This window comes from Roseovarius amoyensis, assembly GCF_003260265.1.
Classification (GTDB): Bacteria; Pseudomonadota; Alphaproteobacteria; order Rhodobacterales; family Rhodobacteraceae; genus Roseovarius; species Roseovarius amoyensis.
In genome coordinates this window covers 62,069-78,122 of the sequence record NZ_QITQ01000004.1, presented here as the reverse complement: position 1 = coordinate 78,122, position 16,054 = coordinate 62,069, and the positions used below count along the sequence as shown (strand labels likewise).

Below are 16,054 nucleotides of genomic sequence, written 5' to 3'. Positions count from 1 at the left end.
ACTGGGACACGAGAACCAAAGGGACATTGGTATGCGCGCAGGACAGAGATTCGATGCCGATATCGACGGGCGGCTGGAAGAGCTGAAAGAGAGCGGGCTGTATAAGTCCGAGCGGGTGATCACCAGTCCGCAGGCGGGCGAGGTGACGCTTGCCGACGGGCGCGAGATGATCAACCTGTGTGCCAACAACTATCTCGGGCTGGCCGACGACCCTGAACTGATCGCCGCGGGTCATGCGGCGCTTGATCGTTACGGGTTCGGTATGGCGTCGGTGCGGTTCATCTGCGGCACGCAGGAAGAGCACAAGGCGCTGGAGGCGCGCATCGCCGGGTTCCTGGGGATGGAGGATGCTATCCTTTATGCTGCCGCGTTCGACGCCAATGCGGGCTTGTTCGAGACGATTCTTGGCCCAGAGGACGCGGTGATCTCGGATGCGCTCAACCATGCCAGCATCATCGACGGGGTGCGTCTGTGCAAGGCGCAGCGGTACCGTTACGCCAATTCCGACATGGCCGACCTGGAACGCTGTCTGAAAGAGGCCAGCGGTGCGCGGCACCGGCTGATCGCCACCGACGGCGTGTTCTCGATGGACGGTTATTACGCCAGGCTGGACGAGATCTGCGACCTGGCCGAACGCTATGACGCGATGGTGATGGTCGATGACTGCCACGCCACCGGCTTTGTCGGCGCCAGCGGGCGAGGCAGCCCTGAACATTGCGGCGTCATGGGGCGGGTCGACATCCTGACCGGGACGCTGGGCAAGGCGCTGGGCGGGGCCTCGGGCGGGTATACGGCGGCCTCGGCGCGGGTGGTCGACTGGTTGCGCCAGCGGTCGCGGCCCTATCTCTTTTCCAACACGCTGGCGCCGGTGATCGCCGGGGCCTCGCTGAAGGTGTTCGACCTGCTCGACGAACGCGGCGACGATCTGCGTGCGCGGCTGTGGGATAACGCGGCGCATTTCCGGGCGCGCATGGGCGCGCTTGGGTTCGAGCTGCTGCCGGGCGAACACGCCATCGTGCCGGTGATGCTGCGCGACCCCAAACTGGCGCAGGAAATGGCCGCGAGGCTGGGCGAACGGGGCGTCTATGTCACCGCCTTCAGCTTTCCGGTGGTGCCCAAGGGGCAGGACCGCATTCGCACGCAGATGAGCGCAGGCCTGACGCGCGAGATGCTGGACCGTGCGATTGACGCGTTTGAGGGGGTCGGGCGCGAACTCGGCGTGATTTCGTGACTGTTCTGCCATCGGTCGTGGCGGCCATCGGCGGCACGCCACTGGTCGAATTGGGCCGGATCAGTGACGAATTGGAACTCGAGGGCCGGCTTTTGGCCAAGCTCGACTACCTCAACCCCGGGTTCTCGAAAAAGGACCGCGCCGCGCGCAGCATCATCGAGCAGGCACGTGCCAGCGGCGCGCTGGCCGAGGGGCAGACGGTGGTGGAGCTGACCTCGGGCAACATGGGCACGGGTCTGGCTATTGTCTGTGCGGTGATGGGGCATCCCTTTGTCGCGGTGATGAGCACGGGCAATTCCGAGGAGCGCGCGCGGATGATGCGGGCGCTGGGCGCCGAGGTGGTGCTGGTGCCGCAGGCCAAAGGGTCGCGCCGGGGCGAGGTGTCGGGCGAGGATCTGGCGCTGGTCGAAGAGGCGGCGCAGCGGATCACGACCGAGCGCGGCGCCTTTCGCGCCGACCAGTTCGCGCTGCCGGGCAATGCCGATGCCCACGCCGCCGGCACCGCGCCCGAGATCTGGGAACAGAGCGACGGCCAGGTGACGGCGTTTTGCGATTTTGTCGGGTCGGGCGGCACGCTGGGCGGGGCGGCCCGGTACCTGCTGCCGCGCGGGGTGCGGGTCTACGCGGTCGAGCCCGACAACCCGGCGCATCCGATCCAGGGCGGGGGCTATGCGATGGCGCACCTGCCCCAACTCGACGGGGCCGATCTGGCAGGAACAGTGACTGTTTCCGGTGCCGAGGCGACCGAGAATGCGCGCCTGCTGGCCAAGACCGAGGGCATATTCGGCGGCTATTCGGCCGGCGCCAATCTGGCGGCGGCGGTGCGGCTGTTGCAGGGTGCGGAAAAGGGCGGCGTCGTGGCCTTTCTGGTTTGCGACAGCGGGCTCAAATATCTCAGCACGGATTTGTGGGAGTAGACATCATGCGGAACGACATGAAGGCACTGGTCAAGTCACGCCCCGAGCCGGGGCTGTGGATGGAGCGCGTGCCAGTGCCCGAACCGGGGCCGAGTGACGTTCTGATCCGGGTCCGCAAGTCAGCCATCTGCGGCACCGACGTGCATATCTGGAAATGGGACGAATTCAGCGCCAAGACCGTGCCGGTGCCAATGGTCGTGGGGCACGAATTCGTGGGCGAGATCGCCGACATGGGCGCGGCGGCCACCAAGTACCGCATCGGCCAGCGGGTTTCGGGCGAGGGGCACATCGTCTGTGGCACCTGTCGCAACTGTCGCGCCGGGCGCGGGCACCTGTGCCGTAACACCCGCGGCGTGGGGGTTCAGCGCCCCGGCAGTTTTGCCGAATACCTGTGCATTCCCGAAAGCAATGTCGTGCCGATCCCCGAGGACATTCCCGACGAGGTCGCCGCCATCTTCGACCCGTTCGGCAACGCCGTGCATACCGCGCTGAGCTTTGACCTGGTGGGCGAGGACGTGCTGGTTACCGGGGCGGGGCCGATCGGCATCATGGGGGCGCTGGTGGCCGCCAAGGCCGGCGCGCGCAAGGTGGTGATCACCGATATCAACCCCTACCGGCTGGACCTGGCGCGCAAGATGGGCGTGCCCTACGTCGTCGATGTCAGCAAGCAGCAGCTGCGCGACGTCATGGATGAAATCGGCATGACCGAGGGTTTCGACGTTGGGCTGGAAATGTCTGGTGCAAGCGCCGCCATGCAGCAGATGATCGCGCGGATGAACAATGGCGGCAAGGTCGCGCTGCTGGGTATCGCGCCGACCGAATTCCCGGTCGACTGGAACAGCGTCATCTTCAAGATGCTGCATATCAAGGGCATCTATGGCCGGGAAATGTACGAAACCTGGTACAAGATGATTGCATTGGTCCAATCGGGGCTGGATATTTCCGGGGTGATTACCCACAGGATTTCAATCGATGATTTTGAAGAGGGCTTTGCCGCGATGATTTCGGGCGATTCAGGCAAGGTTGTGATGGATTGGGACTGACAGCCGGCAACGCAGACGACGAACCCGGCGCCGTCAGGCCGCTCAAGGGGATCGCGCTGAAACTGGGCGCGGTGCTGTTGTTCGTGGTGATGGCGTCGCTGATCAAGGCGTCGGCCGATCACGTTCCGCCCGGCGAGGCGGTGTTCTTTCGCTCGTTCTTTGCCATTCCGGTGATCCTGATCTGGCTGGCAGTGCGGCGCGACCTGCGCACCGGGTTGAAGGTAACCTCGCCCATGGGACACTTCTGGCGCGGTTTTGTCGGCACCTCGGCGATGGGGCTGAGCTTTGCCGGGCTTGGCCTGCTGCCGCTGCCCGAGGTTACGGCGCTGGGCTATGCCGCGCCGTTGCTGGTGGTGGTCTTTGCGGCAATGTTCCTGGACGAAAAGGTGGGTGTCTTTCGCCTGGGCGCGGTGGCACTTGGCATGGTGGGGGTGGTGATCGTGCTGTTGCCGCGCCTGACGATGCTGGATGGCCCCACGGTGCAGACGGCCGAGGCAGTGGGCGCGGTGGTGGTGCTGGGTGGGGCGACCTGTGCGGCGCTGGCGCAGATTTATATCCGCAAGATGGTGCGCACCGAACAGACCAGCGCCATCGTGTTCTATTTTTCATTGACCGCGACGCTGTTGTCGTTGCTGACGGTGCCATTCGGCTGGGTGGTGCCGGCGCCGCGCGAGGCGGTGATGCTGATCATGGCCGGGCTGCTGGGGGGGTTGGGGCAGATATTGATGACCTCTTCCTACCGGTTCGCAGATGCCAGCGTGATCGCGCCGTTCGACTACGCCTCGATGCTGTTCGCGCTGGTGATTGGCTACGTGGTTTTTGACGAAGTGCCAACGTCGAACATGCTGTTGGGGGCGGCGGTGATCATCGTTGCCGGCATTGTCATCATCCTGCGCGAACACCGGCTGGGATTGCAGCGCGGTCGGACACGGCGGGTCAAGACGCCGCACGGCTGATCGACTCAGAAGTCGGACAGCCAATAGCGCAGATAGGCGGGGCGCATCAGCAACCGCCGGAAGCGTCCCAGCGGAAAGCGGCGCGGCGTGTGGCGCATCGGCGCGGGCCAGGGGCGTTGGGGCGTGCGGTCCAGCGCCAGGTCGGCCAGGATCGCACCGGCATGGGTGCCCATCGCCACCCCATTGCCATGCCAGGCAAAGCCCGCGAATGCGCCCTTGAGCCCCGGGATCGGGCCGGCATAGGGCAGCAGGTCACGCGACAGGCAAACTAGGCCAGACCAGTAATGTGGCGTTGCCACCTCACTCCAGGCGGGGAACATCGCGTCGAAATCGGCACGGATTTTGGCACGGATCGCGGTCTCGGCGCGGGGTGTGTGCGCCAGCCCGCCGCGCATGCCGAACAGCATCCGGTTATCGGGCATCAGGCGGAAATAATGCAGCAGGTGGCGGGTATCATAGCACATCTGGTGCGTGGTCCAGCCCTGCGCGGCCAGTTCGTCATCGCTCAACGGGCGGGTGACCAGAACGCTGGATTGCGTGGGCAGATATCGCCCGGCCAACCACGGCGGCAGGTTTTCCGAGCTATAGCCGTTGGTCGCCACGATCAGGCGATCGGCGCGCAGCTTACCCTGCGCGGTGTGCAGGACGTGGCCGCCGCCGGTGGCGGGCTCGACCCGTATCACCGCGCTGTGCCCGTGGATGACGGCACCGGCATCGCTGGCGGCCCGCGCCAGCCCGGCGGCGTATTTGCGCGGGTTGAGAGCAAAGCCCAATGGTATTGTCAGCGCACCGTGAAACGGGCCGGTCATGCCGGCCCCGGGCAGGTCGGCACGGGAAAGGAATGTGGGCGTGACGCCGTAAAGGTCGCGGATATGGGAAATGCCGGCGCGCATCGCCTCGGCGTCGCGGGGGCGGTGGGCAAGCCGGGTTTCCCCCTCGGAATGGCGGTCCACGTCGAGGCCGAGGCGGGCGATGGTCGCATCGACCAGCTCGACCGCCGCGCGCTCGGCCCGGGCGAGGGCGCGCGCCTCGGCCTCGCCGAACTTGCGGGCGATGGTGGCGTGGTCGGCCTTGGCCCCACCCAGGCAGCAAAAGCCGCCATTGCGCCCCGATGCGCCCCAAAAGGGATGCTCGGCTTCAAGCACGGTGACCTCGGCGCCCGCCTCAGCCAGATGCAGCGCGGCAGAGAGGCCGGTATAGCCCGCGCCGATCACCGCCACCTGGGTGCGTGCCTCGCCGGTCAGCGCAGGCCAGTCGCCGGGGGGTACGTCCTGGCCCCACCAGCAATCGCGGATGGGGCCGGGGCCATAGGTCGCCGGCTCCCATATACGGGAGAGGTCGGTCATGTGCGCTGTGCGGCCTGTTCGTCGGCCTGCTGGCGCAGCGATGCCCGCTTGGTGATCAGCGAGGCGGTGATAACCCCGGCCGACACGATGCCGATCAGGATGGTCGAAAGCGCGTTGATCTCGGGGCTGACCCCCAGGCGGATCGACGACCAGATCTTGATCGGCAGCGTGGTCGAGGATGGCCCTGCAGTGAACGACGCAATCACCAGGTCGTCGAGCGACAGGGTAAACGCCAAAAGCCAGCCCGAAATCACCGCCGGCGCGATGATCGGCAGGGTGACAAGACGGAACGCCTCGGCCGGGCTGCAACCGAGATCGAGCGCGGCCTCTTCCAGCGAGCGGTCAAAGCTGACCAGCCGCGACGAGACCACGACCGAGACATAGCACATCGAGAACGTCGTATGCGCCAGCACGATCGTCAGCACGCCCCGGTCAAGCCCGATGCCGATGAAGAGCAGAAGCAGCGACAGGCCGGTGATCACCTCTGGCATCACCAGCGGCGCATAGATCATGCCCGAGAACAGTGTGCGCCCGGCAAAGCGGCCGGCGCGCACCAGCACATAGGCCGCCATCGTGCCGAGGATGGTGGCGATGGTGGAACTGATCACCGCCACCCGCAGCGTGACCCAGGCGGCATCCAGAAACGCCTCGTTCTGCAACAGCGTGGCGTACCAGCGGGTCGAGAACCCCGCCCAGACAGTGACCAGCTTGGACGCGTTGAAGCTGTAGACGATCAGGATGACCATCGGCAGGTAGAGAAAGGCAAAGCCCAGCGTCAGGGACGTGGCGTTGAACCAGGTCATGCGTCTCATGCGCGTGGCCTCCGCACTTGAAGCTCTGCATCTGGGGAGCATGTGGCCGCCCGGGTGGGCGCATGCTCGGCCCGCAAGCGGGCCGGACGGTTCAAAGCCGATTGAGCGCGAGATGCTTTCATGCGTTCCGGCACGGCGCCTGCGGCGTGTTGTGCAAGGTGGATCATCCCTCTGCCTCCCTCTGTTTCTGCTCGTTTCGCTGGAACAGGATGATCGGAATGATCAGGATCAGCAGCAGGATCACCGCCACGGTCGAGGCGACCGGCCAGTCGCGGTTGTTGAAGAATTCCTCCCACAAGACCTTGCCGATCATAAGCGTGCGCGACCCGCCCAGCAGCGAGGGAATGACGAATTCGCCGATGGCGGGGATGAAGACCAGGAAACATCCGGCGATGATGCCGTTCCTGGACAGCGGCACCGTCACCAGCCAAAAGGCCGTGATGCGCGAACAACCCAGATCCTCGGCGGCCTCCAACAGCGACGCATCCATGCGTTCAAGCGCCGAGTAGACCGGCAGGATCATGAACGGCAGGTAGGTGTAGACGATGCCGATATAGACAGCGGTATTGGTGTTGAGGATCGTCAGCGGCTCGGAGATCAGCCCCATACCGATGAGCAACTGGTTAAGATACCCCTCGGTCGACAGAATCCCCATCCACGAATAGACCCGGATCAGGAAACTGGTCCAGAACGGCAGGATCACCAGCATCATCAGGGTCGGCCGCCAGTGGTCGGGCGCGTTGGCCATGCCATAGGCGATGGGATAGCCGACCAGCAGGGACATCACGGTGGATATGACGGCGATCTGCAGCGATGACAGATATGCCTTCCAGTACAGATCATCGGTGGTCAGGAACTCGAAATTCTCGAAATCGAGCCCGGCGAGGAATTCCTTGATCCCCGCCCACCCGGCCGTGAGGTCGAGCTTTGGCGTATAGGGTGGAATGGACAGCTCTGCGTCGCTGAGGCTGATCTTGAGAACGATCAGGAACGGCACCAGGAAAAGCGCCAGCAGCCAGAGATATGGAACGAGGATGAGAATCGCGCGGCGCATCGCTCAGCCCTCCAGCAGGACGGCGGCGGTGTCCGACCAACTGAGCCAGACCTCGTCCTCCCACGTAAAGGGACGGTTGGCCAGGCGGCGGGTGTTGGCGGTCTGGGCCTTGACGATCTTGCCGTTCGGCAGTTCGACCAGGTAGGTCGAGATGTTGCCGAGATAGGCGATATCCAGAATGCGCCCGCGCAGCATGTTGCGCCGCCCATCGGGTTTTTCCGCCGAGATTGCCACCTTTTCGGGGCGGATTGCCAGGTGGCAGGCCTGTCCCCTGGCAAAGCTCTTGTCGGTCTTGACAAAGAGCGGTGGCAGGCCCTCGGCGTGGGTGATCTCGTATCCGTCGCCCTCAGGCGTGGCGGTGCCGTCGATGATCGTGACCTCGCCGATGAAGTCGGCCACATAGACCGAATTGGGCTGTTCGTAGATGCGTGCGGGTGTGTCGGCCTGCACGATACGGCCGTGATCCATCACCGCCACGCGGCTGGCCACGGTCATCGCCTCTTCCTGGTCGTGGGTGACAATGACAAAGGTGGTGCCGGTCTTTTCCTGGATGTCCATCAGTTCGAACTGCGTATCCTGACGCAGCTTGGCATCCAGCGCGCCCAGCGGTTCGTCCAGCAGCAGCAGCTTGGGTGCCTTGGCCAGGCTGCGCGCCAGCGCCACCCGCTGCCGCTGGCCGCCGGATATCTGGTGCGGCTTGCGGCTGGCGAACTGTTCAAGCCGGGTGAGTTTCAGCATCTCGGCGACGCGGGCCTTGATGCTTTCCTTGTCCAGCCGGTCGCGTTTCAGCCCGAAGGCGATGTTTTCCCAGACGGTGAGATGCGGAAACAGCGCGTAGGACTGGAACATCATGTTCACCGCGCGCCGGTTGGGCGGGATCGGCGCGATGTCCTGGCCGCCCAGCAGGATGGTGCCCTCGGTCGGGGTCTCGAACCCCGCCAACATGCGCATCATCGTGGTCTTGCCACAGCCCGAAGGGCCCAGCAGGGCAAAGAACTCCTGCTCAAAGATATCGAAGGACTGGTTGTCGATGGCGGTGAAATCGCCGAACCGCTTGGTCACGCCGCGAAACTGGATGAGCGGCTTTGCCTGCGGATCGTTCCAGGGCTCGAATTCGGTTTGGCCCATGCCTGTCCCCCTGTTGTCGGGGCGGCATGCGGACCGGGCGCATACGCCCCACTTTGAAATTCAAACGGCCCGCGCGCCGGGCGTGCGGGCCGTTGTCGCGCTTGTCAGGTGCCTGACTTGATCTTGGTCCAGAGGCGCGTGACCACCCGCTGAATCTTGGCCGGGTAGGGCCGGGTGGTAAACAGGTTCTCCAGCGTTTCAGAGTCGGGATAGATGGCCGGATCGCCAATCACGTCCTCCAGCAGGTATTGCTGGCTGGCCTCGTTGCCGTTGGCGTAATAGACATAGTTCGACGCGGCGGCGGCGTTTTCAGCATCCATGATGAAGTTCAGGAACACATGCGCACCCTCGGGGTTGGGCGCGTCGACAGGAATCGCCATCTGGTCGAACCACATCTGCGCGCCTTCCTTGGCGGCGTGATAGGCGATCTCGACGCCGTTGTCGGCTTCGGCCGCGCGGTCGCGCGCCTGCAGGATGTCGCCCGACCAGCCCACCGCGACGCAGATATCGCCGTTGGCCAGCGCGTTGATGTATTCCGAACTGTGGAATTTCTGGATGTAGGGGCGCACCGCCATCAGCACCTCTTCGGTCTTGGCGATCACGTCGGGGTCGTGGCTGTCGGGGTCTTCACCGATGTATTTCAGCGCCATCGGGATCATCTCGGCCGGGGCGTCGAGGAAATGCACGCCGCATTCGGCAAGCTTTTCCATGTTCTCGGGGTTGAGCACCAGTTCGAGGCTGTTGATCGGCGCGTCCTCGCCCAGGATCTCGGTTACCTTGCCGACGTTGACGCCGATGCCGGTGGTGCCCCACATGTAGTTGATCGAGTATTCGTTGCCGGGATCGTACTGGTCGGTGCGGGCTTCGATCACGTCCCACATGTTTTCAAGGTTCGGCAGCTTGGACTTGTCGAGTCGCTGGAACGCGCCGGCCGAGATCTGGCGCTGCAGGAAGGTGCCCGAGGGCACAACCACGTCATAGCCCGACCCGCCGGCCAGCATCTTGGTCTCGAGCACCTCGTTGCTGTCGAAGACGTCATAGATCAGGTCGATGCCGGTTTCCTCTTCGAACTTGGTCAGCAGCTCTTCGTCGATGTAGTCGGACCAGTTGTAGACACGCACCTCGTCGGCCCAGGTGGCGGTGCCAAGGGCCAGAGCGGCAGTGGTCGTCAGGATCAGTCGCTTCATGTCACACTCCTGTTGGATCGTGTTCTTTTGCACTGGGTGAGGATTTGATCAAAAAATTCTCTACCTGGCAACAAGGCAATGTAGAAATGTACTCACGCCGGCGTTAAACTCGCAAGAACGCAAATGAAACGCCGGGAATGGGGTAGGTGGTGATGACGAAAATTGCAGACAAACCCAGGTCGATGCCCCAGGGGCACGTGCGGCTGCCGGCGCATGAACTGATCTACCGGCAGTTACGTGCGCTGGTACTATTCGGCGATCTCGCGCCCGGCCAGCCGGTGACCATTCAGGGCCTGACCGATCTGCTGGGCGCCGGAATGACCCCGGTAAGAGAGGCGATTCGCCGGCTGATCGCCGAGGGCGCGCTGGAGTTTCAAGGCAACCGCCGGGTGTGCGTTCCGCATCTCAGTGCCGACAATATCGGTGAATTGATCCTTGTAAGGCAATGGGTTGAGCCGCATCTGGCGCACTGCGCGACAGCCCATGCAACGGCAGAGGACCTCAAGCAACTTACCGCGCTCGACGACGAACTGGACGCGGCCATCGATCGCGGCGACCTGCGCGCCTACCTTGAAAGCAACTATCGCTTTCACAAGGTGGTCTATGACATTGCCGACGCGCCGATTCTGGCCGAGCTGGCAGATGGTTTGTGGCTGCGTTTCGGGCCGTCGCTGAGGGTGGTGTTCGGGCGGCTGGGCACGCAGAATCTGCCGGACAATCACAAGGCGATGCTGGCGGCGATGGCCGGCGGCGATGGCGATGGCGCCGCAGCGGCCATGCGCAAGGATGTGGCGCAGGGGATGGAGCTGGTGCGCATGGCCCTGACCGGGGGGCGCAGCTTGCGCTGATTCGATTGACGTTAAATAATTTGATCATATTATAGACGCGGCCCGGCCAGGCGCCGGCGGAACCGATTCCCGCTAGCAGGAGATGCATCACAATGACGCTGATCACAAACCACATGCCCACCGCCGAACTGCAGGCGATTGACGCGGCACACCACATGCATCCCTTTACCGAGGACAAGGACCTGGCGAAGAAGGGCGCGCGCGTGATCACCCGCGCCAACGGCGTGACCCTGACCGACAGTGACGGCAACGAATTTCTCGACGCCATGGCAGGGCTGTGGTGCGTCAATATCGGCTATGGCCGCAACGAACTGGCCGAGGCGGCAGCGCGGCAGATGACCGAACTGCCCTATTACAACACGTTTTTCCAGACGACCCATGTGCCGGCCATCGCCCTGGCCGAAAAGCTGGCCGATCTGGCGCCGTACGATCTGAACCACGTCTTCTTTGCCAGCTCCGGATCGGAGGCCAACGATACCAACATCCGCATGGTGCGCACCTACTGGGCCCAAAAGGGCCAGCCGGAACGCGACATCATCATTTCGCGCCGAAACGCCTATCATGGCTCATCCATGGGCAGCGGCAGCCTGGGCGGCATGTCGGCGATGCACGCGCAGGGCGGCATGCCCATCGCCGGCATCCACCATATCGGCCAGCCCGACTGGTGGTCTGAGGGCGGCGCCATGAGCCCCGATGAATTCGGGCTGATGCGGGCGCGTGAGCTGGAACAGGCTATCGAGGAACTGGGCGCGCACCGGGTCGCCGCCTTCATCGGCGAGCCGATCCAGGGCGCCGGCGGCGTGATCGTGCCGCCCTCGACCTATTGGCCCGAGATCCAGCGCATCTGCGACAAGCACGGTATCCTGCTGATCGCCGACGAGGTGATATGCGGCTTTGGGCGCACCGGCAACTGGTTCGGCTCGCAGACCTTCGGCATCCGCCCGCATATCATGACCATCGCCAAGGGCCTCAGCTCGGGCTATGCGCCGATCGGCGGCTCTATCGTCTGCGACGAGGTGGCCGAGGTGATCGCCGGCTGCGAGTTCGCCCATGGCTATACCTATTCCGGCCACCCGGTGGCCTGCGCCGTAGCGCTGGAAAACCTGCGCATCATGGATGAAGAGGGCATCGTTGACCGCGTCGCGGCCGAAACCGGCCCCTATCTGCAGCAAAAATGGGAAACGCTGGCCGATCACCCGCTGGTGGGAGAGACCAGGATGGTCGGGATGATGGGGTCGCTGGTGCTGACCCCGGACAAGGCAAGCCGCGCCACCTTTGCCTTTGACGCGGGCACCGTCGGGCTGATCTGCCGCGAGCACTGTTTCGCGTCTGGGCTGGTGATGCGGGCGGTGGGCGACCGCATGGTGATCTCGCCGCCGCTGGTGATGTCGCGCGACGATATCGACCGGCTGATCGAGCGGGCCACCAGGGCGTTGGACCTGACGCACGCGCGGCTGAAACAGGACGGCATGATGAAGGCTGCAGGGTAAAACACCCCATCGTCACGCCGCGTGGCGGCGTGGCAACGGGTATTTGAGACCAGAAAGAAGCAGGGGCGCGTTTCCGGCTTCTTTCTGGTTCGAAATACCCCCGCCGGAGGCGGACCTAGTCCTTGACGAACAGCTTGCGGGGCATGTTGCACAGGGGCTGGGCCGGACCGTCCTCGCGGATGAGGATGGTTTCTGTGGTTTCCAGTCCCCAGCTATCCATCCACAGGGCCGGCATGAAGTGGAACACCATTCCCGGCGTCAGCTCGGTTTCGTCCTCGCCACGGATCGAGGCGGTGCGCTCGCCCCAGTCGGGGGGGTAGGACAGGCCCACGGGGTAACCCATGCGCCCCTCGCGGTGGATGCCGTATTTCGCCAGCACACCCATAAAGGCATTGGCGATGTCGCAGGTGCGGTTGCCGGCGCGGGCGGCCTCCAGCCCGGCCTCGATCCCCTCGATCTGGGCCTTTTCAGCCTCGCGCATCTCGGCCGGCGGAGTGCCCAGGAACACCGTCCGGCACAGCGGCGCATGATAGCGGCGATAGCATCCCGAAAGTTCAAAGAACGTGGCCTCGCCCGCGCGCATCGGATGGTCGTTCCATGTCAGGTGCGCGGCGGTGGCGTCCAGCCCCGAGGGCGTCAGCGGCACGATGGCGGGGTAGTCACCCCAGATATCGTCAACCCCGGTCAGCCCGGCGTGAAAGAGGTCGGCGACCAGCTCGTTCTTGCGCACGCCCGGCGCGGCGCGGTCGATGGCCGTCTGCACCACCTTTTCCGAGAGGCGCGCCGCCTTGCGGATAAAGCCGATCTCTTCGTCCGATTTCACCAGCCGCTGCCAGTTGACCAGCGCGGTGGCGTCGGAAAACCGCGCCTGCGGCAGTTCCGCCGTCAGCACCGCATGGGCCTTGGCCGAGTAGTAGTAGTTTTCCATCTCGACCCCGATGCGTGCGGTCTCGAACCCGAGGTCGCGGATATGCGCGGCCAGGTCCTGCATCGGGTGGCGGGTGGTGGACTGAACGTAGCTGTCGGCGTAGCCGAGAATGCGGTCGTCCGGCATCCAGCAGGTGCGCCGTCCGCCCATCATATCCATGTGCCGGCCCCACCAGATCGGTGTGCCCTCCAACGGGACCAGCACCCCCTGATGAACGTAGAAGGACCAGCCGTCATAGGCGGTCAGCCAGGCCTGGTTCGACGGGTCGGTGACGAACAGCAATTCGATACCGGCACGTTCCATCGCCGCGCGGGTCAGGGCAAGGCGGCGGTCATATTCGGCCTGGGAAAAGGGCAGGTCCTTGTCGCTCATTTCTGGTTGCTCCTTTCGTCGTGTTGCTTTCAGTCTTACCGGCAAAGGCAGCGACCTGATGGGTGGAAACCGGCTGTTTCCATGTCGTTTTCGGTGATCGAGGGCGGCAGAGTTGACGCCGGGCCCTGACGCGGCAAGAGTGCGCGGCAGGTGACAGGGAGAGACGCGTGACGCCGACACTGGCCGATATCATGGCAGCTGCGCGGGTGATCTGCGGGGTGGCGGATGGCACCCCGCTGGTGCCGTCGCCCCATATGAGCGGGGTTGCGGGCCATGACTTTCTGCTCAAGCTCGAGATCGCGCAGCCGATTGGCGCGTTCAAGCTGCGGGGCGCGCTGAACGCGGTGGCGGGGCTGGGCAATGTCGCCGGCGTCACCTGCTGTTCGACCGGCAATCATGGGCGCGGGGTGGCCTGGGCGGCACGCGAACGCGGGCTGCGCGCGGTGATCTGCATGTCCGAGCTGGTGCCCCGGGCCAAGGTCGAAGGCATCCGCGCGCTGGGCGCCGAAGTGCGGATCACGGGGCGCAGCCAGGACGACGCGCAGGCCGAGGCAGCGCGGCTGGTTGCCGAGGAGGGGCTGGTGGAAATCCCCCCCTTCGACGATGCCCGCGTGATCGCGGGGCAAGGCACCATCGGGTTGGAGATCATGGCCCGCCGCCCCGACCTGGACATGCTGCTGGTGCCGCTTTCGGGCGGGGGCCTGGCTGCGGGCGTGGCGCTGGCGGCAAAGACGATCAAGCCGGGCATCCGCGTTGTCGGCGTTTCGATGGATCGGGGCGCGGCGATGCATGACAGCCTGCGCGCGGGCCGCCCGGCGCCGGTCGATGAGGTGCCCAGCCTTGCCGACAGCCTGGGCGGCGGCATCGGGGCGGATAACCGGCTGACCCTTGCCATGTGCCGCGACCTGCTGGACGAGGTCGTGCTGGTGGGCGAGCAAGACATCTATCGCGCCATGCAGGTGCTGTATCACGAAGACCGGATCGTGGCCGAGGGCGGCAGCGCGGTGGGGTTGGCGGCAGTTCTGACCGGGCGGGTGCGGCCCGCCGGGCCGGCGGCGACCATTATCACCGGGCGCAACCCGGACATGGAGATGTTCACCCGCGTGGTAACCGGGCAGGACGTGGTGCTGGGCGATCTGACCGTCAGGGGGAGTGTATATCAGGGAGGATGCGTCGATGGCCCATGACATCCGGGTACTGACCGAGGCGGAATTGCGCGGGCTGGTCGCGCTCGACATCGGGCTGATCGACGTGATCGAGGGTGCCTTTGTCGCGCTGGCCAAAGGCGACGTGGTGATGCCGCCGGTGCTGTCGATGGAGTTGCCGATGGTCAACGGCGAGGTCGACGTCAAGACCGCCTATATCCCCGGGCTGGACGGGTTCGCGATCAAGGTCAGCCCCGGCTTTTTTGACAACGCCAAGCTGGGCCTGCCCAGCCTGAACGGGCTGATGGTGCTGTTCTCGGCGCAAACCGGGCAGGTCATGGCTCTGTTCTTGGACAATGGCTATCTGACCGATATCCGCACCGCGGCCGCCGGGGCGGTAGCGGCGCGGCACCTGGCGCCTGCAAGGGTCGCAACCGCCGGTGTCATCGGCACCGGGGTGCAGGCGCGGCTGCAGATGCAGGCGGCGCATCTGGTGCGCCCGTTCAAGCGGCTGATCGTCTGGGGGCGCGACGGGCAGCGGGCGGCGGAATGCGCGCGCGACCTGGCCAACGTGCTGCCGGTGGAGGCCGAGACCGTCTCGGACCCGGCGCAACTGGTGGCGGAAAGCCAGCTGGTGGTGACGACGACGCCGGCGCGGGCGCCGGTGCTCAGGGCCGAGTGGCTGCATCTGGGGCTGCACATCACCGCGATGGGGTCGGACCAGCCCGGCAAGAACGAATTGGAGCCAGAGGCGCTGGCGCGGGCGGACCTGTATGTTGCCGACCGCGCGACCCAGGTGCAGAGCATGGGCGAGCTGCGCAGCGCCATCGATGCCGGGTTCTGGCAGGGCGGCATCCCGGCCGAACTGGGGCAGGTCATCACCGGAACCGCGCCGGGACGGCGCAGCCCCGAGGACATCACCATCGTCGACCTGACCGGAACCGGGGCGCAGGACACCGCGATTGCAAGCCATGTTCATGCCCTGCTGCAAGGCCGTGATACCGGGACGGTGATCAGCGCATGAAGCTTGACGCGCGCGACATCGAGATCCTGCGGGTGCTTTCGACCCACGGACGGATCACCAAAGCCGCGCTGGCCGAACGCGTCGGCCTGTCGGCCAGCCCCTGCTGGGAGCGGCTGCGCAAGCTGGAAGAGGCCGGCATCATCGAGGGCTACGGCGCGCGCATCGCCCTGCGAAAGCTGGGGCCGCATGTCACCGTCTTTGTCGCCGCCGAGTTGCACGACCACACTGCGGCGGCATTTCGCCTGTTCGAAGCGAGCGTGCAGCACCATGATGAGATCGTCGCCTGCTGGGCGCTGGGCGGGGGGTTCGATTACCTGCTGCAGATCGTGACCCGTGACATCGACAGCTATCAGCGCCTGGTCGATACCCTGCTGGAGGCGCGGGTCGGACTGGCGCGCTATTTCACCTATGTTGTGACCAAGCCGGTCAAGGGCGGCGGCGCCCCGCCGCTGGATGTGCTGCTGGGCGGGTGAGGCGGCAACTGGGTGAGAGGGCCGGGCGGAGACTCGGCATCAGTGGCCGCCTGCAGAAGAATCTTCTGCACGAGCGCGATATTTAAGCCTCGCTGACTGC

The 16,054-nt window shown here is 65.0% G+C and carries 15 protein-coding genes; 9 read left to right on the top strand and 6 right to left on the bottom strand.

Annotated elements, in window-relative coordinates:
• Positions 1-31: 31 nt before the first annotated feature.
• From DL899_RS05585 to DL899_RS05570, 4 genes are read left to right on the top strand one after another with little or no spacing between them, the layout of a single operon-like run.
• A complete protein-coding gene (locus DL899_RS05585) occupies positions 32-1,231 on the top strand; it encodes a glycine C-acetyltransferase (protein WP_111732997.1) in 1,200 nt (399 codons plus the stop codon).
• Positions 1,228-2,148, top strand: coding sequence for a PLP-dependent cysteine synthase family protein (locus tag DL899_RS05580; RefSeq protein ID WP_111732996.1), 921 nt, complete (start codon positions 1,228-1,230; stop codon positions 2,146-2,148). Before DL899_RS05585 ends, DL899_RS05580 begins: the two co-directional genes overlap by 4 nt.
• A 17-nt stretch (positions 2,149-2,165) precedes the next feature.
• Entirely contained in the window at positions 2,166-3,191 is a 1,026-nt protein-coding gene (gene tdh, locus DL899_RS05575; RefSeq protein WP_204355261.1) for an L-threonine 3-dehydrogenase, read from the top strand.
• A complete protein-coding gene (locus DL899_RS05570) occupies positions 3,188-4,147 on the top strand; it encodes a DMT family transporter (RefSeq protein ID WP_275426786.1) in 960 nt (319 codons plus the stop codon). Before tdh ends, DL899_RS05570 begins: the two co-directional genes overlap by 4 nt.
• Positions 4,148-4,152: 5 nt before the next feature.
• On the opposite strand, the gene DL899_RS05565 is transcribed toward DL899_RS05570, so the two are convergent.
• From DL899_RS05565 to DL899_RS05545, 5 genes are all read right to left on the bottom strand, one after another.
• Positions 4,153-5,493 carry an NAD(P)/FAD-dependent oxidoreductase gene (locus DL899_RS05565; RefSeq protein WP_111732994.1) on the bottom strand — a complete coding sequence of 447 codons (1,341 nt, stop codon included), beginning with the start codon at positions 5,491-5,493 and terminating at the stop codon, positions 4,153-4,155.
• Positions 5,490-6,305: an ABC transporter permease gene (locus DL899_RS05560; protein WP_111732993.1), complete on the bottom strand. Its 816-nt coding sequence runs from the start codon at positions 6,303-6,305 to the stop codon at positions 5,490-5,492. Before DL899_RS05560 ends, DL899_RS05565 begins: the two co-directional genes overlap by 4 nt.
• A gap of 163 nt (positions 6,306-6,468) precedes the next feature.
• Entirely contained in the window at positions 6,469-7,359 is an 891-nt protein-coding gene (locus DL899_RS05555; protein WP_111732992.1) for an ABC transporter permease subunit, read from the bottom strand.
• A 3-nt stretch (positions 7,360-7,362) separates the two neighbouring features.
• On the bottom strand, positions 7,363-8,487 hold the full coding sequence (locus DL899_RS05550; protein ID WP_111732991.1) for an ABC transporter ATP-binding protein: 1,125 nt from the start codon (positions 8,485-8,487) through the stop codon (positions 7,363-7,365).
• Positions 8,488-8,591: 104 nt separating this feature from the next.
• Positions 8,592-9,674, bottom strand: a complete 1,083-nt coding sequence (locus tag DL899_RS05545; protein WP_111733112.1) for a polyamine ABC transporter substrate-binding protein — start codon at positions 9,672-9,674, stop codon at positions 8,592-8,594.
• A gap of 152 nt (positions 9,675-9,826) precedes the next feature.
• Between DL899_RS05545 and DL899_RS05540 the strand changes: the two genes are divergently transcribed.
• Together DL899_RS05540 and DL899_RS05535 are read left to right on the top strand one after the other, a co-directional pair.
• Complete coding sequence (locus tag DL899_RS05540; RefSeq protein WP_111732990.1) at positions 9,827-10,522, top strand: GntR family transcriptional regulator; 696 nt, start codon at positions 9,827-9,829, stop codon at positions 10,520-10,522.
• Positions 10,523-10,614: 92 nt separating this feature from the next.
• Complete coding sequence (locus DL899_RS05535) at positions 10,615-12,012, top strand: aspartate aminotransferase family protein (RefSeq protein ID WP_111732989.1); 1,398 nt, start codon at positions 10,615-10,617, stop codon at positions 12,010-12,012.
• Positions 12,013-12,127: 115 nt separating this feature from the next.
• Here DL899_RS05535 and DL899_RS05530 read toward each other — a convergent pair whose 3' ends face one another.
• A complete protein-coding gene (locus DL899_RS05530) occupies positions 12,128-13,312 on the bottom strand; it encodes a M24 family metallopeptidase (protein WP_111732988.1) in 1,185 nt (394 codons plus the stop codon).
• Between the two features lie 167 nt (positions 13,313-13,479).
• Here DL899_RS05530 and eutB point away from each other — a divergent pair, with 167 nt between their 5' ends.
• Genes eutB through DL899_RS05515 form a run of 3 tightly spaced genes read left to right on the top strand, consistent with a single transcriptional unit; the run spans position 13,480 to position 15,954 of the window.
• Complete coding sequence (gene eutB, locus DL899_RS05525) at positions 13,480-14,499, top strand: hydroxyectoine utilization dehydratase EutB (protein WP_111732987.1); 1,020 nt, start codon at positions 13,480-13,482, stop codon at positions 14,497-14,499.
• The gene (locus DL899_RS05520) at positions 14,489-15,481 is read left to right on the top strand and encodes a cyclodeaminase (RefSeq protein WP_111732986.1); all 993 of its coding nucleotides are present in this window, start codon (positions 14,489-14,491) and stop codon (positions 15,479-15,481) included. The genes eutB and DL899_RS05520 overlap by 11 nt, the downstream gene beginning before the upstream one ends.
• Positions 15,478-15,954 carry an Lrp/AsnC family transcriptional regulator gene (locus tag DL899_RS05515; protein WP_111732985.1) on the top strand — a complete coding sequence of 159 codons (477 nt, stop codon included), beginning with the start codon at positions 15,478-15,480 and terminating at the stop codon, positions 15,952-15,954. Before DL899_RS05520 ends, DL899_RS05515 begins: the two co-directional genes overlap by 4 nt.
• Positions 15,955-16,054: the final 100 nt, after the last annotated feature.